Below are 19,000 nucleotides of genomic sequence, written 5' to 3' on the forward strand. Positions count from 1 at the left end.
TGTTTTAAGAAAATTTTCGTCGGATTCTAATGGGTTAACCGCCCAGTAACATTAACGCGCTTTAATCCTGTCTCAGTTGGTGAGAGTTTGTGCGGGTTAGTGCGATGCAACTCAGTGTTTTGAAGACAAACGGTCGCAATCTGGCGCGGGGCTGCGCTGTTCTCATGATTGCAGGCGCGGCCGCCGGGTGCAGTTCCCAGGCTTCGCGGTTCAACAGTGTCGATGATGTCTTCACGTCCTCGACCAACAATCAGCGCGCCATCATCAACAAGCAGGATGCCGTGCAGCCCTATCCGGGCGATGTTTCGGCTGCTCCGCTCGATGGCAGCCACACGCAGTCGGTCAGCCGCTCCAGTCTCGAACCGGTTTCGAGCCGGCCGTTGCCGCCGCCTGTTTCTGCCCAGGCGCAATCCGCGCCTGCCGCCAATCCGGTGCGTGTCGCATCGGCGCCGGCCATGGTTCGGCCCGCTCCCCATCTCGACAGGACGGCAACCGGCACTGTCGAGCCGGCTGCGAAGCCATTCAAGAATGCCCAGCCCGACGCGCCGAAGATGGCCGAAGCGGGCAGGCCGCACGCGACCGAAATCGTCGTCAGGGACGGCGAAACGATCAATGGCATCGCGCAACACTACAAGGTGCCGGCCGACGTCATCATGAAGGTGAACGGCCTGAGCGCAACCAAAGGGCTGAAGACAGGCCAGAAGCTGGTCATCCCGGCCTATGCCTATTCGAGCAAGGCAGAGCCCAAGGTTGCCGATGCCAAGCCGGCGAAGGACGGCAAGCACGACCTGCCGGCCACCGCGCCGGACAAGGTCGCCGTCCTGCCGCAGCAGCCGAAGCTGAAGGAGGGCAAGTCCGCCGCTCAGGTCGATGCTTCGGCCGCCGCCAGCCAGCCCAAGGCGCCCAAGCCCGCGCAGGTGGCCAAGGCAACAGGCGCCACCGGCACCTACACGGTCCAGTCGGGTGACACGATGTCCTCGATTGCCAGGAAGACCGGTGTCGGCGTCGTTGCGCTGAAGCAGGCCAACGGCATGAAGGATGGTTTGCTCAAGATCGGCCAGACCCTGAAGGTGCCGGCCGGCGGAACCGCGACAGTCGCCAGCGCCAAGCCAGCGAAGGTCGATCCGGTGACCACTGCCACTACGCAACCGGCCGCGAAGGCCACGCCTGCGGAAACGCTGGCATCATACACGCCGCCGAAGAAAGATTCGAAAGTCATCCAGCAGGCCGAGGACGACGACGCGGTGGCGCCGGATGCCACGGGCATCGGCAAAATGCGCTGGCCGGTGCGCGGCAAGGTGATCTCCAGTTTCGGGTCCGGCAAGGACGGCGTCGATATCGCCGTGCCGACGGGCACGCCGATCAAGGCGGCCGAGAACGGCGTTGTCATCTACGCCGGCGACGGGCTCAAGGAATTTGGAAACACGGTGCTCGTGCGCCACGAGAACGGCCTGGTCACCGTCTACGGCCATGCCAGCTCGATCGAGGTGCAGCGCGGCCAGAAGGTCAAGCGCGGCCAGGAAATCGCGCTGTCGGGCATGAGCGGCACGACAGACTCGCCGAAGCTGCACTTCGAAGTGCGCAAGAATTCGGCTCCGGTCGATCCCTCCGGCTATCTCGAATAGTCGGGGGCTATCTCGAATAGAATAAAAAAAAGCGATTTGCGGGCCGTCTGACCTCCAGTCCGGCCCGCCGGCTCAGCCCGTTCCGCAAGGAGCGGGCTTTTTCAGTTTGTCACCGAAGTCATTGGTCCGTCCAAGGCGTAGTCCCAGGAAAGAGGACCACGCCTGGGTGGCAGTGCGTCAATCCTTAAGCGGCTTGCCGAGCCGGCCGGCCAGATCCTGGGTGAACTGCCAGGCGACACGGCCTGAACGGCTGCCGCGGGTCGTCGCCCATTCCAGTGCCTCTGCGCGCAGCTGCTCTGGATCGATGTCGAGGCCGTGATGGCTGGCATAGCCGTTGATCATCTCGAGATATTCGTCCTGCGAGCATTTGTGGAAGCCGAGCCAGAGTCCGAAACGATCCGACAGCGAGACCTTTTCCTCAACCGCTTCGGACGGGTTGATAGCGGTCGAGCGCTCATTGTCGATCATGTCGCGCGGCAACAGATGGCGGCGGTTCGAAGTGGCGTAGAAGATGACGTTGGCGGGGCGGCCTTCGACGCCGCCTTCGAGTGCCGCTTTCAGCGATTTGTAGGACGTGTCGTCATGATCGAAAGACAGATCGTCGCAAAACAGGATGAAGCGGAAGGGAGCCGCCTTCAGCAGACCCATCAGTTTCGGCAGTGTGTCGATGTCTTCGCGGTGGATCTCGATCAGTTTCAGCGGCTTGTCTGATTTGGCCTTGGCGTTGATCTCGGCATGCACGGCCTTGACCAGCGACGATTTGCCCATGCCGCGCGCGCCCCACAACAGCACGTTGTTGGCCGGATGGCCGGCAGCAAACCGCTCGGTGTTGTCGACGAGGATGTCGCGGACGCGGTCGACGCCGCGGATCAGGCCGATGTCGACCCGGTTGACCTTGCGCACCGGCTCCAGATAGCCGGGATCCGCCTGCCAGACGAAGCAGTCGGCCTCGGTGAGGCTGGTTTCAGGCACCGCCGGCGGGGCGAGGCGGCTAACCGCCTCGATCAGGCGGTCAAGTTTCTTGTTGAGGGCGTCGATGGTGCTGTCGGTCATTTCAGGTCTTTTGGTTCGTTTCCTGGGGTGGGCAAGTGGGACTCGTTCGAATCCGTCGGGTTCGAAACCGGTTCCAACCTTTTGTTCGAGCGTGATCTTTTCGGAAAACCGGCTCGCGCTTTTCGCGATCATGCTCTAACACGGCTCAACAGGCCGGAAAAGCAGCCGATTTGCCCGGCCGCGCAGTTGCATTGAGAACTTTACCGACTATATTCCGGCCAAATTTCAAGGGGGCCCCTCGCGGCCGTTTTCAAGATTCAGGAGTACCTCAATGCCCGGCGCCTCTCCCGATATGTTCATCAGCATTTTGCCGTTTGTCCTGATTTTTGTGATCATGTATTTTCTGATCATCCGCCCGCAGCGCACGCAGCTGAAGAAGCGCGGCGAGATGCTGGCGGCGGTCCGTCGCGGCGACACGGTCGTCACCGGCGGCGGTTTCGTCGGCAAGGTGACCAAGGTGATCGACGACAATGAGCTCGAGATCGACCTCGGCGGTGGCACCAAGGTGACGGCGTTGCGCTCGACAATCGCCGATGTGCGCGTCAAGGGCGAACCGGTCGCCAACCAGAACGCCAAGAAATAACCTAATTCCAGGCGGAGCGATCCGCGGACACGCTCTGACGGACGACGCCATATGCTGTATTTTTCGCGCTTCAAGATGATCCTGATCTGGGTGGCCGTGGCCATCACAGTGATCCTCGCCGCGCCCAATCTGTTCCCCGCCAGCGTGCTGACGCAACTCCCCAGCTGGGTGCCGAAGCGGCAGATGACGCTTGGTCTCGACCTCCAGGGCGGTTCGCACATCCTGCTGGAGATGAACCAGAACGATCTGATCAAGGATCGGCTCGAGACGACGCGCGATGAAATCCGCACGCTGCTGCGCGACGCCAAGATCGGCTACACCGGACTGGGCGGCACGGGGCGGAGCTTGCAGGTCCGTATCACGGATCCGGCCCAACTCGATGCCGCCAAGACGGCGTTGAAGACCTTGACCGATCCTGTTGCTGCCGGCCTGTTCACTGGCGGCTCGGTCCAGGAAATGTCACTGGACGAGTCCGAGCCGGGCCTGCTCAAGTTCACCGTCACCGATGCCGGTATCAAATACCGCACATCGACCGCTTTGGCGCAGTCGATTGAAGTCGTCGAGCGCCGTGTCAACGAACTGGGCACCACCGAGCCCATTGTGCAGCGGCAAGGCGACGACCGTATCCTTGTCCAGGTGCCCGGCCTGCAGGATCCGCAGCGGCTGAAGGAGATCCTTGGCCAGACTGCAAAGCTGACCTTCCAGATGGTCGACCAGTCGATGCCGGTGCAGGACGCGATGAAGGGGCGCCCGCCCGCCGGTTCGTCGGTGCTGTATTCCCAGGACGATCCGCCGGTTCCGTACCTGATCGAAAACCGCGTCATCGTTTCGGGTGAAAACCTCGTCGACGCGCAAGCAACGTACAATTCGCAAAACAACGAGCCGGTGGTTTCATTCCGCTTTGATTCCAAGGGTGCCGCGCGCTTTGGCCAGGCGACCTCGCAGAATGTCGGCAAGCTGTTCGCCATCATCCTCGACAACCAGGTGATTTCGGCACCGCAGATCCGTGAACCGATCCTCGGCGGCACCGGCCAGATATCAGGCAATTTCACTGCCCAGAGCGCCAACGATCTCGCCGTGCTTTTGCGCGCTGGTGCACTGCCGGCGACACTGACGGTGATCGAGGAACGCACCGTGGGTCCGGGCCTCGGCCAGGATTCGATCCATGCCGGCAAGGTCGCGGGCATCATCGGCTCGGTTCTCGTCGTTGCCTTCATGTTCGTCGCCTACGGCTTCCTTGGCTTCCTCGCCAACATCGCGCTGGCGGTGCACGTGGCGATGATCGTCGGCGTGTTGTCCCTGCTTGGCGCGACGCTGACCTTGCCCGGCATCGCCGGTATCGTGCTGACCATCGGCATGGCGGTCGATTCCAACGTGCTGATCTACGAACGCATCCGTGAGGAACGACGTGCCGGCCGCTCCGTGATCCAGGCGATCGACACCGGCTTCACCAAGGCGCTGGCGACCATCGTCGATTCCAACGTCACTTCGCTGATCGCCACCGTGGTGCTGTTCTACCTCGGCACCGGACCGGTGAAGGGCTTTGCCATCACCTACGCCATCGGCATTCTGACCACGGTCTTCACCGCTTTCACCTTCACGCGTTTGCTGGTCTCAATCTGGCTGCGGCGCGCGCGTCCGAAGGAATTGCCGCGCGCACCGGTGACTTTCGTTCCGCCCGGCACGAAAATTCCGTTCATGGGCATCCGGCGGTGGACGTTCGCGCTGTCGAGCGGATTGTCGATACTGTCCGTGGTGCTGTTCATGAGCGTCGGCATCAATTACGGCATCGATTTCAAGGGCGGTTCGCTGATCGAGGTGCAGGCCAAGACAGGCAATGCCGACCTTGGCAACATCCGCAACCGATTGACGGAACTCAACATCGGCGAAGTGCAGGTGCAGCAGTTCGGCGCACCGAACGACGTGTTGATCCGCGTCGGCACGCAAGACGCCGGCGAAAATGCCGAGCAGACCGTGATCGACAAAGTGCGCGGCGAGTTGCAGGACCAGTATGATTTCCGCCGCGTCGAAGTGGTGGGTCCGACGGTTTCCGGCGAACTTGCCAAGCAAGGCACCATCGCCATGATCGTCGCGCTGATCGGCATTCTGGTCTATGTCTGGTTCCGTTTCGAATGGCAGTTCGCGGTCGGCGCCATCATCGCGACGGTGCACGATGTGGTCATGACGCTCGGCTTCTTCGTTATCTCAGGGCTCGAATTCAACCAGTCGTCGCTGGCGGCAATCCTGACCATCATCGGCTACTCGCTGAACGATACGATCGTGGTCTATGACCGCGTTCGAGAGGATTTGCGAAAATACAAGCGAATGCCGCTGCCGCAGCTGTTGAACAACGCCATCAACGAGACGCTGTCGAGAACGACGTTGACTTCCGTGACGACCAGCTTGGCGCTGTTGGCGCTGGTGCTGTTCGGCGGCGAGGTGATCCGCTCCTTCACGCTGGCGATGCTGTTCGGCGTTGTCTTCGGCACCTATTCGTCGATCTTCATCGCCGCACCACTGCTGATCCTGTTCAAGCTGCGGCCGCAGGCCACGGCCGACGAGGAGAAGCCGGTCGGCGGCGGCAAGGCGGTCGCGACCTGACGGGTGGCGCCAAAGGGGTGACAAAGTGCTGACCGGCAAAGGCATCGTCATCCGCGAAGCGCATTTCCCTGGCCGTGCGCCGATTGAGGCCTACGGCAATGGCGGCTTCCGCTTTGCCGACATGTCGCATCGCGGATCGCTCCTGTGCCTGCCCTCCGGCATTCATGGCTGGGAGCCGGTAGATCCGCTGGTGCTGACGGTGGCGGATTTCGACAGGCTGCTGGCCGAGGCCGACAAGGTGGAGATCCTGCTTGTCGGCATGGGCAAGGATTTGCGGCCGTTGCCGGTGGCGCTGCGGGCCGCGTTGAAGGGTGCAGGCATAGCCTCAGACCCGATGTCGACCGGGGCCGCGGTGCGCACCTACAATGTCCTTCTGGCGGAAGACCGCGCCGTGGCTGCCGCGCTCATCGCCGTCGATTGATATGGCGCAGAATGCTGAAATCGTCATGGATGCGGTGCGCGCCGCCGACCATGACCGCTATGTCACGGCGCTCTATGCGCCGGCCGACAAGCGCGATGCGCTGTTTTCGCTTTATGCTTTCAATGCCGAAATCGCGGGCATTCGCGACCGCATCCATGAAGCGTTGCCGGGCGAGGTGCGGCTGCAATGGTGGCGCGACCTCATCGCCGCCGACAATGATGACGCAGGCATTGGCCATCCCGTCGCCGATGCGCTGAAGGTGACAATTTCCGCCCATCGCCTGCCAAAGCTGGCCTTCGACAACATGCTCGAAGCCCGCATCTTCGATCTCTACGACGATCCGATGCCGTCGCGCACCGATCTGGAAGGCTATTGCGGCGAGACGGCGGCAGCACTTATCCAATTGGCGGCGATGGTGCTCGATCCCGTCGAGGCGCCGCGCTTTGCCGAACTGGCGGGCAGGGCGGGCTGTGCGCAGGCCATGACCGGCCTCTTGCTTCTGTTGCCGCTGCACCGCAGGCGCGGGCAGTGTTTTATCCCGGCCGACATCCTGGCGGCGGCTGGGTCGTCGCCGGAAGAGTTTGTTGCCGGAGATGGCGGGGCTGGGGCACAGCGCGCGGTGGCGGCGATGATCGCGCTGGCGCGCGAACACCTTTCCGCCTTCGAGCGGGGTGCTGCAGGATTGCCGGCGTCGTTGCGTCCGGCATTCCTGCCGCTGGCCTTGTCGCAGGCCTATCTCGGCAAGATGGAAGGCTCGCGCCATTCGCCGCTCGACGGCCTCGTGCGGCTCTCTGCCTTGCGCCGGCATTGGCTGCTGTTGCGTCGCGCGAGCATGGGCTGGCCGGCGCTTTGACGTAAACGTCAATCGTGCTAAGGAATCCCTCGAGCCGGAACTGTCGCCGAAGATGACAGGCCGTTCGGAGGAGATACCCGTCCATGAGCTTGCCTTTGCTGGTCGCGATCGTCGCCCTTGGCATTGCGCTGTCGGTCGCCGCGGTGCATTTCACCGGCGGCAGCAAGACGGCGACGCTGGCCGATCGCGATCAGGCTCTGAGCCGTTTCGCCGAGGATTACCCTGATGAGATGGCCGCGACAGTCCGCCTGACGGCAGACGCCAGGACGGCATTCCTGGACCTTGGACGAGGGCGTGTCGGCATCGTTCACAGCGTCGGCGACTGTTTCTTGACGCGTGTCGTCACTGCTGCGGACGTCTCAGCGTCCAATTCTGACGAGACGAACACAATTCTGCTGCGGCTGGCGGACTTCAGCTGGAAGGGCGGCCGCTTCCGCTTCGCCAATGCCGGCGATGCGCAGGCCTTGCTGAAGGCTCTTGAAGCACGCCACTCAGATGCCGCCAGGGAGGCCGCGTGATGGACAGCTATGATTTTCCGCAGGTCACCCAGCTGGCCATTCCGTTCTTCGTCGCAGCGATCCTGATCGAGCTCTGGCTCGTGCGCACCGGCCGCGCCAGGGGCTCGTTCGAGACGCGCGACACGCTGACCAGCCTGATGATGGGCACCGGCAATGTCGTTGCGGGGCTGCTGCTCGGCGTCGTCTCCTACTGGGCACTGCTGTGGCTGTGGCAATTCCGTTTCTTCAATCTCGGGCTGTCGGTCTGGGTGTTCCTGGTCGCCTTCCTGCTCGATGATTTGCGATACTATGTCTATCACCGCATCGCGCACCGGGTGCGCTGGGTGTGGGCTGAGCACGTCAACCATCACTCCAGCCAGCACTACAATCTGTCGACGGCGCTGCGGCAAAGCTGGACCGGCCTGTTCACCTTCATGTTCGTGCTGCAGGCGCCGCTGGTGCTGCTCGGCTTCCATCCGGCGGTGATCGCCTTCACCTTCGGCTTCAATCTGGTCTGGCAGTTCTGGATCCACACCGAGACCATCGGCAAGATGTGGGGCTGGTTCGAATTCATCTTCAACACGCCCTCGCACCACCGCGTCCACCACGCCACTAATCCGCGCTATCTCGACGCCAATTATGCCGGCACGCTGATCATCTGGGACCGCATGTTCGGCACCTTCGTCGAGGAGTTGGAAGAGGACCGGCCGCGCTACGGCATCGTCAAGAATCTCGGCACCTTCAACCCGCTGAAAGTGGCGTTCCACGAGTGGATTGGCATGTTCAGGGATGCCTTTGCGCCGGGTCTTTCGCTCGGTGATCGCCTGAATTACCTGATCAAGCCGCCCGGTTGGAGCCATGACGGTTCGCGCGACACATCGGAGAGCCTGAAGGCGGCCTATGTCAGGCGAAATCCGGGTGAGGCGGGGAAGCCGGGGCTGCCGCTTGCACCGAGTGGGTAGGTGGTGGATTAAAGTAAAAGTCGATCTTTTTGCTGGTTTGACACGATGAAGTCAAAGTACTAAAATTTGCCGTCATATTTTATGGTGGTGATCATGCTTCGTCTTGTAATCACTTGCCTGTTTTTATTGATATCGAATTTGGCTTACGCGACGCCAGCTATTGATTGGAGGGTGGAGCATCCATTCCGGTATTTCACCGAAACCACCGATTTCGACATGCAGCGCGAGGCCATGGCCGAAGTCATGACGACGCATGGCGGCGCCTTCACGGCTACGGCGGTTTCCGATCTTGAGCGACTGCTCAACGATCCGCGCTGGCTTCGTGAATGGTACAAGCAGGACACAGGGCTTTATCCAAATCCAAACGGCTCGGGCCGGCCCGAGCGTGGCTGGGCCAATCCGATCAATCTTCGCCGCTCCACCTGCTGGGATAGTCGCGAACAGTGGCATTCGTCCTGCACCAGCGACAGCTTTGGAACAGCCCTTCGCACCGACTATGTGCGCCCGCAAGGCCATACAGTGCTCTTCACGGTGACCGACGCGCCTTCGGGCATTTGCCGATGGGAGGCAGCGCGGCCGATCTTCATCGCTGGGCGCGGGCAGCTTTCGGCGACAGCGGAACAACCCTGCGCCGCGAACGTGAAAGCGCGCATTCCCTTCGAACCAGACATCCCCGAAGCGGCACGTGGTGTCGATGTCTCGGTAAATCTGCCCGACGGTACAAAGCTGTCACAACCCGCCATCTGGGTTCGCGACCGGCTCATTGCCGGCATAGGCGACAGTTTTTCGTCGGGGGAGGGCAATCCCGATACGCCGGTCGAGATCGATCCATTGTCGAAGCGAAAGCACCTCAACCTCTCTTTCGTCTACGACCCCGATACTCAGGCGATCAAATCCGTCCCGGCCTACTCGCTGCCTGTCCGCTTTCAGAATGTGCCGGCGGGCTGGCTCGACCGCAAATGTCATCGTTCGGCCTATAGCTACCATCTGCGCACGGCGCTGCAGGTCGCGCTTGCCGATCCCAAGCACAGCGCGGTCACATTTCTGGGCTTCGCGTGCTCCGGCGCCGAAGTGACGGAAGGGCTGTTGTTTCCTTATGCCGGCGTTGAGACGGTCAATAGCTCCTACTTTTCTCCAGGCGGCCGACAGCGTCGGGATTTGCCGCAGATCGACCGTTTGATGGTCGAGTTGTGCCGGGATGATCTTCTACGCACTCAGGCAACGCGCACTGTCAACTTTGATACGCCGCTGACCGATGAGCAGGGACGTACATTGCGCAGCGCCAAGCTCTTGGACTGCAAGCCCGGCCGGTTCTTGCGACCGATAGACATGTTGATCGTATCTATCGGCGGAAACGATGTCGGCTTTACACCACTGATCGTGGACGTTTTGACCAAGACGAGGCCGCCATACGCGAACCTCAATACCAAGATCCGGGCAGAGGCGCTTGGTGCTTCGGTCATCCGGACTGTCGCGCGGGTGGCAAAGGCCCATGATGTTGCCACTGCGCGTCAGCGGGCGTTGGAGCTGCCCGCCCGCTTTGCCGCCCTGCGCAAAGCGCTGGCGCCGCTTCCGATCGCGACCAATGGTGGAATGCCCAACATCGTGCTGACCGCGTTCCCGAAGATAGAGTTCGACGAGAATGGAAGGCTCTGCGGCGAAGCCACTCCGCGTGCAAGGCTGGAAGGCTTCAACGCCGGTGGCGTGCTGTCGATCGACGTGCCGACGCTGCGTCCGGTCAGCGATTTTGCCAACAATGTTCTCTACCCCGCAACACGCGATGCCGCTCGCGCCGGGAACTGGCATTTTGTCGATGCACAGCGTGAGGTTTTCGCGAAGCACGGCATATGTGCGCAAAAGCGGCAGTCAGGAGGCGTTACAGCCGCCGAGAGTCTGATGCTGCCCTACTACTATCTCGACGGGTCGGGACGGGAGACCTGGTTTGATTTCGAACCGTTTTCCGCCTATCGCGACACCGACTTCAAAGCATCCCGCGACACACGTGCATACGCGCCTCGCGAGCGCTGGTTCCGCACCATCAACGACATCTGTCTGTTCGTGCAATCCAAGGCCAGCGGCACGCCACCGCCGCCGTCGCAATGGGCCTTGCTCGATCTGATCGAGGTTTGCTTGGGCGGCCCGTTCCATCCCACCGCGGAAGGCCATTCCCACATCGCCGACGCAGTGTTCGCGACGGCGAGCACGATGCTCAATCTACCGCAGCCAACGGTCGCGGACGTGCGGCCGCATTGAGCTGGATTCTACTCGGCGGCTTGCGCTGCCGGCGTCGGCAAGCCTAGCCATTGCCGGCAATCGTCCAGCGCGCGCGATGTGATGGCGTGCCGCTTGGCAACCGTCTTGTCCTTGCCGCGCAGGCGTTTGCCTTCGACCTTTACCGCTTCCACCGGCGGGAACAGGCCGAAGTTCACGTTCATCGGCTGAAACGAGCGCTTGCCCGGTTCATCGTCCGAAACAATGTGGCCGCCGGTGATGTGGTTGAGCAGCGCGCCGAAGGCCGTGGTGAGCGGCGGCAGCGACGGCGCGTGGCCGAGCCGCTCGGCTGCGGCGAAGCGGCCGGCGAGCAGGCCGATCGCAGCACTTTCGACGTAGCCCTCGCAGCCGGTGATCTGGCCGGCAAAGCGCAGACCGGGGCGCGACTTCAGCTGCAGCGAGGCGTCGAGCAAGGTCGGCGAATTGATGTAGGTGTTGCGGTGCAGGCCGCCCAGCCGAGCGAAATCGGCGCTTTCCAGGCCCGGAATGGTGCGGAATACGCGCACCTGCTCGGCATGCTTTAGTTTGGTCTGGAAGCCGACCATGTTGTAGAGCGTACCCAGCGCATTGTCCTGCCGCAGTTGGACAATGGCATAGGCCTTGACTGTCGGGTTGTGCGCATTGGTCAGCCCCATCGGCTTCATCGGCCCGTAGCGCAGCGTCTCGACGCCGCGCTCGGCCATTATCTCGATCGGCAGGCAGCCGTCGAAATAGGGCGTGCCTTCCCACTGCTTGAACTCGGTCTTCTGGCCGTCGACCAGCCCCTGCACGAAGGCCAGATACTGCTCCTTGTCCAGGGGACAGTTGATGTAGTCCTTGCCGGTGCCGCCGGGCCCGACCTTGTCGTAGCGCGACTGGAACCAGCAAATGTCCATGTCGATCGTGTCGAAATGGATGATCGGGGCGATGGCGTCGAAGAAGGCCAGCGCATCGGCGCCGGTCGCCTCGGCGATGGACTGGGCAAGCGAAGGCGCCGTCAGCGGACCGGTGGCGATGATCGCCTGGTCCCATTCCGCCGGCGGCAGACCTGGCACTTCCTCGCGCTGGATGGTGATCAGCGGGTGGGCTTCCAGCCTTTTCGTCACCGCTTCGGAGAAGCCGTCGCGGTCGACGGCCAGCGCGCCGCCGGCCGGCACCTGGTTGGCGTCCCCAGCGCTCATGATCAACGAGCCGGCCAATCGCATCTCGGCATGCAGCAGGCCGACCGCATTGTTTTCGGCGTCATCCGAGCGGAAGGAGTTGGAACAGACGAGCTCGGCCAGGCTATCGGTCTTGTGGGCATCGGTGCCGCGAACCGGGCGCATTTCATGCAGCACAACGGGAACGCCCGCTTGCGCCGCCTGCCATGCGGCTTCGGAACCGGCGAGACCGCCGCCGATGATGTGGATAGGGTTTTTGCTCATGAGCGCCGGAATAATCGCTTAGCGCCGCGATTGCAATTGTCGCGCGGCGTTAACCGGAACGTCTGATCTGGAAAGCCTGCCCAGAAAACAACAACACCCGCCGGGGGAGGAGGTCCGGCGGGTGTCGTTTTTGGGGTCGACCCTCGGGAGGAGGTGAAGGTCAACCGTATTCGTCATTGCCGGGGAGGAGGTCGGCTTTGACGAAATCTCTTTCGCGTTTTGGAAAGGGGCGAAACCCTTTTGGAGCAAAATTCGTTTGCCCCGGGGAAACAGCGCCCGCCGCGGGAGGAGGTGCGGCGGGTGCCGTTTTTGTGGCCAACCCTCGGGAGGAGGTGAAGGTTGGGCCTATTCGTCATCGCCGGGGAGGAGGTCGGCTTTGACGAAATCTCTTTCGCGTTTTGAAAAGGGGCGAAACCCTTTGGAGCAAAGTTCATTTTGCTCCGGAGCAAACTCTTTTTGCTCCGGGGAAACAGCGCCCGCCGCGGGAGGAGGTGCGGCGGGCGCCGTTTTGGTGGTCAACCCTCGGGAGGAGGATAAGGGCTGACCGTTCGCTGGAGGTCGGGGAGGAGGTCGACCCCAGTGAAATTCAGTTAGATCGCCCGGCGGGCGATGATCTTGATTTCGTCGCGGACGATACCGAGATCATGCAGCTGACGGTTCGAAAGGCGACCCAGCTCGGTAACCGTCTCGCGATAAACGCGCCAGTTACGATAGTTGCGGATCAGGTTCATTGTCGTTCTCTTTTCAGAAACTTGTTCGGACCATTCGCGGCCCGAAAAATTAGACCGCCTTGCGAGCGACGTAAGGAATGTCGCTGCGGCTGATGCCGAGGTCGGTCAGTTCACGGTTGCTCAGGCGGCTCAGCTCGGACACGGTGTCCCTGTAGCGGCGCCAGTTGCGGTAGTTGCGGATCAGGTTCATGGTAGTTCTCGTTTCGTCTTTCTTGCGGATCATTCCGTTTGTGTACGAACCATAAATAGGCGGGCCTATATCGATTTAAAAGCGCTATGGCTGCATGGCAGCAATGCAAATTGTGCAATGCAACATTAACGCGCCTTCACGGACCTGACATAAAGAAGCCAGAATCGGAAAGTGCCGTCACGTCAACGGTTTGGCTGGTTCGGCTGAAAAAAGACCAGACTGGGGGAGACGCGGAATGGCGGGCTATTCGTCACGAGTGAGGTCGGATATTGCGCGCTGGCTGCAGGCAGGCCTGATCGACGCCGCGACAGCCGATTCCCTGACGCGTGACATCGAGGCCAACGCGCGCCAATCGCTCAGCTTCGGTTCCATCCTGGCGATGATGGCGGCGCTGCTGTTTGGCGCGGCTATCCTGATCTTCGTCGCTGCTAACTGGGATGCGATCCCGCGCCTGGCGCGCGTGGCGGCACTCTTTATTGTCATCCTTGGCGGCTATGTCGGCGGCGCGGTGCTGAAAACACGTGACCATGCTGCGATCGGCGAAGCGTTGTGGGTCGTGGTGGCGGCGGCTTTCGGTGGTTCGATCGCGCTGATCGGCCAGATGTATCATCTGTCGGGCGACGAGGCTTCGGCGCTCGTCACCTGGGGCGCTGGCACGGCGCTGGCGGCGGTGGCGCTGCGGTCGAACCCGCTGACCGTCGCAGCGGTCGGTATCGCTGACGCCTGGCTGTTCCTGAAGGGGTTCGATTATTATAGTCGCAGCGAGGTTCCGCATGCTTTCGTCGTCATGGCGGTTGTGTTGTTTGCCGTCTCGTTCTGGACCCGCAGCCAGGCTGCGCGGCACCTGATCATCCTGTCGCTGCTCTTCTATCTCGTGCTGTTGGCGATGAATCACGCCACGCTGCCGGTGGCGATCCCCCTGGTCATTGTCTCCATCGTGCTCTTCGCGGCTGGCGTCTTTGCGCCAGAGCCGGTCGACAGGATCTTGCAGCTTGGCGGGCGCTTACCCCTGCACGCGCTGCTCGGCTTTCTCACCGGCCTCGCCATCATCCAGTTCGAACTGGCCGACAAAAGCACCTACGACAGCGGTTTCACCATCGCCTCGGTCATAGCGCTCGCCGGCATCGTCGCCGCTATCGTGCTAGCGGGGCGAGAGAGCCGCGGGTTGCGCTGGCTTGCCTATCTCGGCTTCGCCTTCGAACTTGCCATCATCTATGTCGTGACCTTGCAATCGATGCTCGACACGGCCGGCTTCTTCCTTGCCGCCGCGGTGCTGCTCGGCATCCTTGCGGTCGTCATCATCCGCGTCGAAAAACGCATGAAGGGTCCAGCCAGAACGGGAGCCACGGCATGATGACCGGAAAGAGGCTTGTACTCTCGGCGCTGGTGCTGGCGATCGTCCAGATAGGTTTCCTCAGCTGGATCATAGCCGGCCGGGCGGCGATCCTGCGCAACGGCAAGGAAGTGCTGTTGAAGATCGAACCCGTCGATCCGCGCGACCTGCTGCGCGGCGATTACATCACCCTCGGCTACGACATTTCGCGCATACCGGTGAAGATGATCGCCAACATTCCCGCCGATAAACTCTCCAGCGACGACACCTCGATTGTCGTCAGACTGAAGAAGGGCGCCGACGGCTACTGGACGCCAACCATTGCCTGGTTCGGCAAGGCGCCAGCGCTGGCGGCTGCCGACGAGGCGGACATATCAGGCCATGTCGCGGAGGGCTGGGACCTTCGCAGCGAGGGAGCGTCGATCGCACCGGACTACGGCATCGAACGCTTCTATCTCCCGGAGGGCGCGGGGATGGCGATCCAGAACGACATGCGCGTGCGGCCGTTCGGAATAAAGCTGGCGCTGGCCGCCGACGGGACCGCGCAGATCAAGGCGCTGGTCGATGGTGACAAGACGCTGTTCGAGGAGCCGCTTTATTAGCCATGATGAATCATGGTCGTTGGTGCGGGTAGAGGGACTCGAACCCCCACGATCTCTCGCCAGAACCTAAATCTGGTGCGTCTACCAGTTCCGCCATACCCGCATGCCCCGGCAATCCCATGTAGCCATCATTCTGTCAATGTCAGGTTCAAGATGTCGGGTCAGGTCCAAAACGTCGGGTCATGACCAAAAATGTTGGTTATTCGCCTAAACGCGAAGACTGTTGAAAATTAGCCTCGCCTGTGACAAAAGGCGTGTCAAATGTGACGGGACGCGACGATCCGCTTCTACAAGATGTGATAAGAAGTAGGAAAAACAAGAACTTATTCACATTTTGGAACGCAGTTTGGGAGAGTTTGAGCCGTATTTCCGGTCAAATCGCCAGGTTCCGTACCAAAAGCCATTCCCGGCAAGATTATACCGGCAGGCTGTAAACGGCAGAGGCCGTGGCAGTCTCATTGGTGAAAACAAAGGTTTTACGATGCAGGTCACCGAAACGCTCAACTCCGGTCTCAAGCGCGAGATCAAGATCACCGTGCCGGCGGGTGACATGGAAGCCAAGCTGATGGCGCGGCTGTCGGACGCCAGGAACAAGGTCCGCATCAACGGCTTCCGTCCCGGCAAGGTGCCGGTGCAGCACCTGCGCAAGGTCTACGGCAAGTCGTTCATGGCCGAAGTGGTCAACGAGATCCTCAACGATTCGACCCGTTCGATCATCACGGGCCGCGGCGAGAAAGCTGCCATGCAGCCCGAAGTCATCATGACCGAGGACGAGAAGGAAGCCGAGAAGATCCTGGCCGGCGGCACCGACTTCGAATTCCGCCTCAACTACGAGGTCATTCCGGCGATCGAGATCAAGGATTTCTCCGACATCAAGGTGACGCGCCAGGTGTTCGAGGTGCCGGATGCCGAGATCGACGACCAGGTCAAGCGCGTTGCCGAATCGGCACGCAGCTACGAGCCGAAGACCGGCAAGGCCGCCGAAGGCGACCGCGTCAGCATCGACTATGTCGGCAAGATCGACGGCGAGGCCTTTGCCGGCGGCGCCGGTACCGACCAGCCGCTGGTGCTGGGCTCCAAGGAGTTCATCCCCGGCTTCGAGGACCAGCTGGTCGGCAGCAAGGCCGGCGACGAGAAGCAGGTCACCGTGACCTTCCCCGAAAACTACCAGGCGGCGCATCTGGCCGGCAAGGAAGCGACCTTCGACGTCACCGTCAAGGAAGTCTCCCAGCCCGGCGCGCTTGAAATCAACGACGAGACCGCCAAGAACCTCGGCCTGGAATCGCTGGAGCGTCTGCGTGACGTGGTGCGCGGCCAGATCGAGAACCAGTTCGGCTCGATGACGCGCCAGAAGGTCAAGCGCCAGCTGCTTGACCAGCTCGACGCGGCCTATTCGTTCGAGGCGCCGTCGAAGCTGATCGAAGCCGAGTTCAACAACATCTGGGCGCAGGTCAATCGCGACCTGGAAGCCGCCGGCCGTACCTTCGCCGACGAAGAGACAACGGAAGAGGAAGCCCGCGCCGAATATCTGCGTCTTGCCGAGCGCCGCGTGCGCCTCGGCCTGGTGCTGGCCGAGATCGGCGAGAAGGCCGGCGTCACCGTATCGGACGAGGAACTGCAGCGCGGCCTGTTCGAGCAGGTTCGCCGCTTCCCGGCCAACCAGCAGCAGGAAGCTTTCGAGTTCTACCGCAGCAACCCCGAGGCGCTGAATGCGCTGCGGGCGCCGATGTTCGAGGAAAAGGTGGTCGACCACCTGCTCGGCCAGATCTCGGTCACCGACGTCAAGGTCAGCAAGGAAGAGCTGATGGCCGACGACGAGGAAGCCGAAACCACTGATAAGGCCAAGCCGGCGAAGAAGGCCGCGGCCAAGAAGGCTGAGGCCAAGGCGAGCGAGGACGAGACGGAAGAGCCGAAGAAAAAGGCTGCGCCGAAGAAGAAGGCCGCCAAGGACGCCGAATAAGCTCCCGAATTGACGAAATCGACGAAGGCCGCCCTTGAGGCGGCCTTTTTCGTTGCGAAACTGCAACAGCCGGTTGCCTTCGCGGCAGGCGGTACTTGGCGACACCATGCGTTGATCATTATCTGCGCTTGTGCTGCAAACCGTATGGTTCCTGGAGGGGGCGTTGAGCTTATTCTTCGAAACGGGGCGTGCTGTCGCCCTGGCGCTCGTTCTGGCCTTTACCTGTGATCTTGCCCACGCCGACGCGATTGCCGGCGACTGGCGCTTCGGCACGGGCGATGACGGCCTGGTCACCGCGTCGCTTCATGCCACCAACAAACTGATCACCGGCGGCGGGGCGTTGAGCTACAGCCCTGTGCTGACCATTGCCTGTCGGGCGGCCGGCGAACCGCGCTGGACCGAGTGGCTGGAATTGAATGACGCGGTTTCGGCCAGCCGCAAGATCACCATGTCGGTCACTGTCAATGGTGGCGGCAAGTTTGATGAAAGCTGGTCTGTCGGTCCGCGCGGCAGGGTTCTGGTGCGCGACGGCGGCGACGGCATCAAGCGCCTTGTCTCCGCGAGCGAGCTGTCACTTTCCTGGCGGTTCGGATTGTTGTCAGGGCGCGGCCAGGCAGATTTCGATCTTGCCGGGCTTGAAGGGGCGGTCACGCAGATTGCCGGGACATGCCGGACGAATCCACCCTGATCAGATTTCGTGGCGCTTCAGGCGGCATGCATCAGTTGGCCAGCGGCCCCTGAAACCGTTTTCCCGAAAAGACCTCAAGCGCTTGCGGCTTCTCACCGCCGACGATCCAGTCGGTCAGGTATTTGGTGAAGCCAAGGGCGATGGCAAAGCCATGGACGGTCCAGGCAAACCCATAGATGGTGTTGTGCAAGGCAGCCGGCGTGTCGACGATCGGGATGCCGTCAACCGTGCAACTCTCGATACGGGATGCATCGACCTTGAGGAAGGAGGACTCGTCGATGAAGGGCAAGGTCGCGATGGCATTGGTGAGGCCGAGCGCTGTCGAACTGAGCGATCCCTTCCATCGGCCCTCCGGCGTATGGGCGACACTCTGACCGCCTGAAAGCATCAGCGTTCCATCCTGGAGCTGCTTCACCGACAGCGTGCGGTGGGCATGACCCAGGAGGTGATTGATCTTTTTGCCGTGCGGGTTGGTGACGAACATCATCTGCGGCATCTGGGTGATGACGGGCATGATCTCTTGCTGCTGGAGGATCGGTTTCAGCAGCGGCAGCACGCCGCTGTTGGCCAGGAGAACGAGATTCTCGCCAACTGGCACGACTTCACCACTCGCCAGCCTGACCCCCGTTGCGCTCCCTTTGTCGTGGAGGATTTCGGTGACGCGTGCGCCGGTACGCAGGTTCGCTCCAGCCTTGCGCGCCTGTTTGGCGAATGCCAGCGTGGCGAAGGTGTGATCGCACACGCCGTCATTCGGGCAATAGACGGAACCGATAAGATCGCCCGACAGTTCCGGCTCACGTTCCAGCGTTTCGTCCCGGTTGAGAAGCTGGGCGGGAACGCCGAGCGCGTTCTGCACCATGGCCATGGCTTCCATGCTGCCGCGCACTTCATGCTCATGGGCGCCATGGGGATGTTGAAGAGATGAAGCCCGCCGATCCTGCGGTAGCCAACGCCGTCTTCGAATTGTTCCTGATATCTAGCCCAGAGCGGAAAGCTGACGGTCGCCATCGGCAGTTCGCGCAAGTCGCGGCTGTTTGCACGCACGCCCCGTTCACCGGAGCCGCCCGATGCGCCGGCCGCGATATCGTCGGCCTCAAGCAGCGTAACGGTCTTGCCGGCCTGCGCCAGTTCGTAGGCGAGACTCGCACCATAGATACCGCCCCCGACGATCACGATTTCAGCGCGGTGGCCTGTGTGGTCATTTTTATCGAGTCCTTCTCGGATATG

At 61.7% G+C, this 19,000-nt stretch carries 17 protein-coding genes, 1 tRNA gene and 1 pseudogene; 12 read left to right on the forward strand and 7 right to left on the reverse strand.

Annotation, left to right across the window (positions count from 1 at the left end):
- Nucleotides 1-104 precede the first annotated feature (104 nt).
- The gene (locus tag A3A9_RS0124650; RefSeq protein ID WP_027061164.1) at nucleotides 105-1,625 is read left to right on the forward strand and encodes a peptidoglycan DD-metalloendopeptidase family protein; all 1,521 of its coding nucleotides are present in this window, start codon (nucleotides 105-107) and stop codon (nucleotides 1,623-1,625) included.
- 177 nt (nucleotides 1,626-1,802) lie between these two features.
- Here the strand turns inward: A3A9_RS0124650 and A3A9_RS0124655 are convergent, their stop codons facing one another.
- Nucleotides 1,803-2,678 carry an ATP-binding protein gene (locus tag A3A9_RS0124655; protein WP_027061165.1) on the reverse strand — a complete coding sequence of 292 codons (876 nt, stop codon included), beginning with the start codon at nucleotides 2,676-2,678 and terminating at the stop codon, nucleotides 1,803-1,805.
- 271 nt (nucleotides 2,679-2,949) lie between these two features.
- Between A3A9_RS0124655 and yajC the strand changes: the two genes are divergently transcribed.
- The 7 genes from yajC (at nucleotide 2,950) to A3A9_RS0124690 (ending at nucleotide 10,848) form a co-directional block, all read left to right on the forward strand.
- Complete coding sequence (gene yajC, locus A3A9_RS0124660; protein ID WP_027029287.1) at nucleotides 2,950-3,261, forward strand: preprotein translocase subunit YajC; 312 nt, start codon at nucleotides 2,950-2,952, stop codon at nucleotides 3,259-3,261.
- A gap of 51 nt (nucleotides 3,262-3,312) precedes the next feature.
- A complete protein-coding gene (secDF, locus tag A3A9_RS0124665) occupies nucleotides 3,313-5,862 on the forward strand; it encodes a protein translocase subunit SecDF (RefSeq protein WP_027061166.1) in 2,550 nt (849 codons plus the stop codon).
- A 25-nt stretch (nucleotides 5,863-5,887) separates the two neighbouring features.
- Nucleotides 5,888-6,283 carry an Mth938-like domain-containing protein gene (locus A3A9_RS0124670; RefSeq protein ID WP_033838774.1) on the forward strand — a complete coding sequence of 132 codons (396 nt, stop codon included), beginning with the start codon at nucleotides 5,888-5,890 and terminating at the stop codon, nucleotides 6,281-6,283.
- A 1-nt stretch (nucleotide 6,284) separates the two neighbouring features.
- Nucleotides 6,285-7,136 carry a phytoene/squalene synthase family protein gene (locus A3A9_RS0124675; protein ID WP_027061168.1) on the forward strand — a complete coding sequence of 284 codons (852 nt, stop codon included), beginning with the start codon at nucleotides 6,285-6,287 and terminating at the stop codon, nucleotides 7,134-7,136.
- An 83-nt stretch (nucleotides 7,137-7,219) separates the two neighbouring features.
- Nucleotides 7,220-7,654, forward strand: a complete 435-nt coding sequence (locus A3A9_RS0124680; protein ID WP_027061169.1) for a hypothetical protein — start codon at nucleotides 7,220-7,222, stop codon at nucleotides 7,652-7,654.
- Nucleotides 7,654-8,595 (forward strand): sterol desaturase family protein, encoded by a 942-nt coding sequence (locus A3A9_RS0124685; protein WP_027061170.1) that lies wholly within the window; start codon nucleotides 7,654-7,656, stop codon nucleotides 8,593-8,595. Before A3A9_RS0124680 ends, A3A9_RS0124685 begins: the two co-directional genes overlap by 1 nt.
- Before the next feature lie 171 nt (nucleotides 8,596-8,766).
- Nucleotides 8,767-10,848 (forward strand): hypothetical protein, encoded by a 2,082-nt coding sequence (locus A3A9_RS0124690; protein ID WP_027061171.1) that lies wholly within the window; start codon nucleotides 8,767-8,769, stop codon nucleotides 10,846-10,848.
- A gap of 8 nt (nucleotides 10,849-10,856) precedes the next feature.
- On the opposite strand, the gene trmFO is transcribed toward A3A9_RS0124690, so the two are convergent.
- From trmFO to A3A9_RS42885, 3 genes are all read right to left on the reverse strand, one after another.
- The gene (gene trmFO, locus A3A9_RS0124695; protein ID WP_027061172.1) at nucleotides 10,857-12,269 is read right to left on the reverse strand and encodes a methylenetetrahydrofolate--tRNA-(uracil(54)-C(5))-methyltransferase (FADH(2)-oxidizing) TrmFO; all 1,413 of its coding nucleotides are present in this window, start codon (nucleotides 12,267-12,269) and stop codon (nucleotides 10,857-10,859) included.
- 590 nt (nucleotides 12,270-12,859) lie between these two features.
- Nucleotides 12,860-13,000 carry a DUF1127 domain-containing protein gene (locus tag A3A9_RS42880; protein WP_019858543.1) on the reverse strand — a complete coding sequence of 47 codons (141 nt, stop codon included), beginning with the start codon at nucleotides 12,998-13,000 and terminating at the stop codon, nucleotides 12,860-12,862.
- Between the two features lie 49 nt (nucleotides 13,001-13,049).
- Complete coding sequence (locus tag A3A9_RS42885) at nucleotides 13,050-13,190, reverse strand: DUF1127 domain-containing protein (protein WP_013531315.1); 141 nt, start codon at nucleotides 13,188-13,190, stop codon at nucleotides 13,050-13,052.
- 235 nt (nucleotides 13,191-13,425) lie between these two features.
- On the opposite strand from A3A9_RS42885, the gene A3A9_RS0124710 reads away from it, so the two are divergent.
- Together A3A9_RS0124710 and A3A9_RS0124715 are read left to right on the forward strand one after the other, a co-directional pair.
- Complete coding sequence (locus A3A9_RS0124710; RefSeq protein ID WP_027061173.1) at nucleotides 13,426-14,544, forward strand: DUF2157 domain-containing protein; 1,119 nt, start codon at nucleotides 13,426-13,428, stop codon at nucleotides 14,542-14,544.
- A complete protein-coding gene (locus A3A9_RS0124715) occupies nucleotides 14,541-15,125 on the forward strand; it encodes a GDYXXLXY domain-containing protein (RefSeq protein WP_027061174.1) in 585 nt (194 codons plus the stop codon). Before A3A9_RS0124710 ends, A3A9_RS0124715 begins: the two co-directional genes overlap by 4 nt.
- Nucleotides 15,126-15,145: 20 nt before the next feature.
- Here A3A9_RS0124715 and A3A9_RS0124720 read toward each other — a convergent pair.
- Nucleotides 15,146-15,228 (reverse strand) — tRNA-Leu (locus A3A9_RS0124720).
- A 378-nt stretch (nucleotides 15,229-15,606) separates the two neighbouring features.
- On the opposite strand from A3A9_RS0124720, the gene tig reads away from it, so the two are divergent.
- Together tig and A3A9_RS0124730 are read left to right on the forward strand one after the other, a co-directional pair.
- On the forward strand, nucleotides 15,607-17,085 hold the full coding sequence (gene tig / locus A3A9_RS0124725) for a trigger factor (protein WP_027061175.1): 1,479 nt from the start codon (nucleotides 15,607-15,609) through the stop codon (nucleotides 17,083-17,085).
- Between the two features lie 163 nt (nucleotides 17,086-17,248).
- The gene (locus tag A3A9_RS0124730) at nucleotides 17,249-17,773 is read left to right on the forward strand and encodes a hypothetical protein (protein WP_027061176.1); all 525 of its coding nucleotides are present in this window, start codon (nucleotides 17,249-17,251) and stop codon (nucleotides 17,771-17,773) included.
- Between the two features lie 31 nt (nucleotides 17,774-17,804).
- Here A3A9_RS0124730 and A3A9_RS41295 read toward each other — a convergent pair whose 3' ends face one another.
- Nucleotides 17,805-18,659 carry an NAD(P)/FAD-dependent oxidoreductase gene (locus tag A3A9_RS41295; protein ID WP_051371110.1) on the reverse strand — a complete coding sequence of 285 codons (855 nt, stop codon included), beginning with the start codon at nucleotides 18,657-18,659 and terminating at the stop codon, nucleotides 17,805-17,807.
- Nucleotides 18,660-18,745: 86 nt separating this feature from the next.
- Nucleotides 18,746-18,946 (reverse strand): annotated as a pseudogene (locus A3A9_RS46525) (FAD-dependent oxidoreductase); the annotation flags it as partial.
- Nucleotides 18,947-19,000 lie beyond the last annotated feature (54 nt).

The organism is Mesorhizobium loti CJ3sym, assembly GCF_000472785.1.
GTDB classification, from domain to species: Bacteria; Pseudomonadota; Alphaproteobacteria; order Rhizobiales; family Rhizobiaceae; genus Mesorhizobium; species Mesorhizobium loti_E.

Bases quoted from the DNA above. Each gene is read 5' to 3' on its own strand.
- A3A9_RS0124715 (WP_027061174.1), top strand. From the start codon at position 14,541: ATGATGACCGGAAAGAGGCTTGTACTCTCGGCGCTGGTGCTGGCGATC.
- yajC (WP_027029287.1), top strand. From the start codon at position 2,950: ATGCCCGGCGCCTCTCCCGATATGTTCATCAGCATTTTGCCGTTTGTC.
- secDF (WP_027061166.1), top strand. From the start codon at position 3,313: ATGCTGTATTTTTCGCGCTTCAAGATGATCCTGATCTGGGTGGCCGTG.
- A3A9_RS0124650 (WP_027061164.1), top strand. From the start codon at position 105: ATGCAACTCAGTGTTTTGAAGACAAACGGTCGCAATCTGGCGCGGGGC.
- A3A9_RS0124680 (WP_027061169.1), top strand. From the start codon at position 7,220: ATGAGCTTGCCTTTGCTGGTCGCGATCGTCGCCCTTGGCATTGCGCTG.
- A3A9_RS0124710 (WP_027061173.1), top strand. From the start codon at position 13,426: ATGGCGGGCTATTCGTCACGAGTGAGGTCGGATATTGCGCGCTGGCTG.
- A3A9_RS0124655 (WP_027061165.1), bottom strand. From the start codon at position 2,678: ATGACCGACAGCACCATCGACGCCCTCAACAAGAAACTTGACCGCCTG.
- A3A9_RS0124675 (WP_027061168.1), top strand. From the start codon at position 6,285: ATGGCGCAGAATGCTGAAATCGTCATGGATGCGGTGCGCGCCGCCGAC.
- A3A9_RS42885 (WP_013531315.1), bottom strand. From the start codon at position 13,190: ATGAACCTGATCCGCAACTACCGCAACTGGCGCCGCTACAGGGACACC.
- A3A9_RS42880 (WP_019858543.1), bottom strand. From the start codon at position 13,000: ATGAACCTGATCCGCAACTATCGTAACTGGCGCGTTTATCGCGAGACG.
- A3A9_RS0124685 (WP_027061170.1), top strand. From the start codon at position 7,654: ATGGACAGCTATGATTTTCCGCAGGTCACCCAGCTGGCCATTCCGTTC.
- tig (WP_027061175.1), top strand. From the start codon at position 15,607: ATGCAGGTCACCGAAACGCTCAACTCCGGTCTCAAGCGCGAGATCAAG.
- trmFO (WP_027061172.1), bottom strand. From the start codon at position 12,269: ATGAGCAAAAACCCTATCCACATCATCGGCGGCGGTCTCGCCGGTTCC.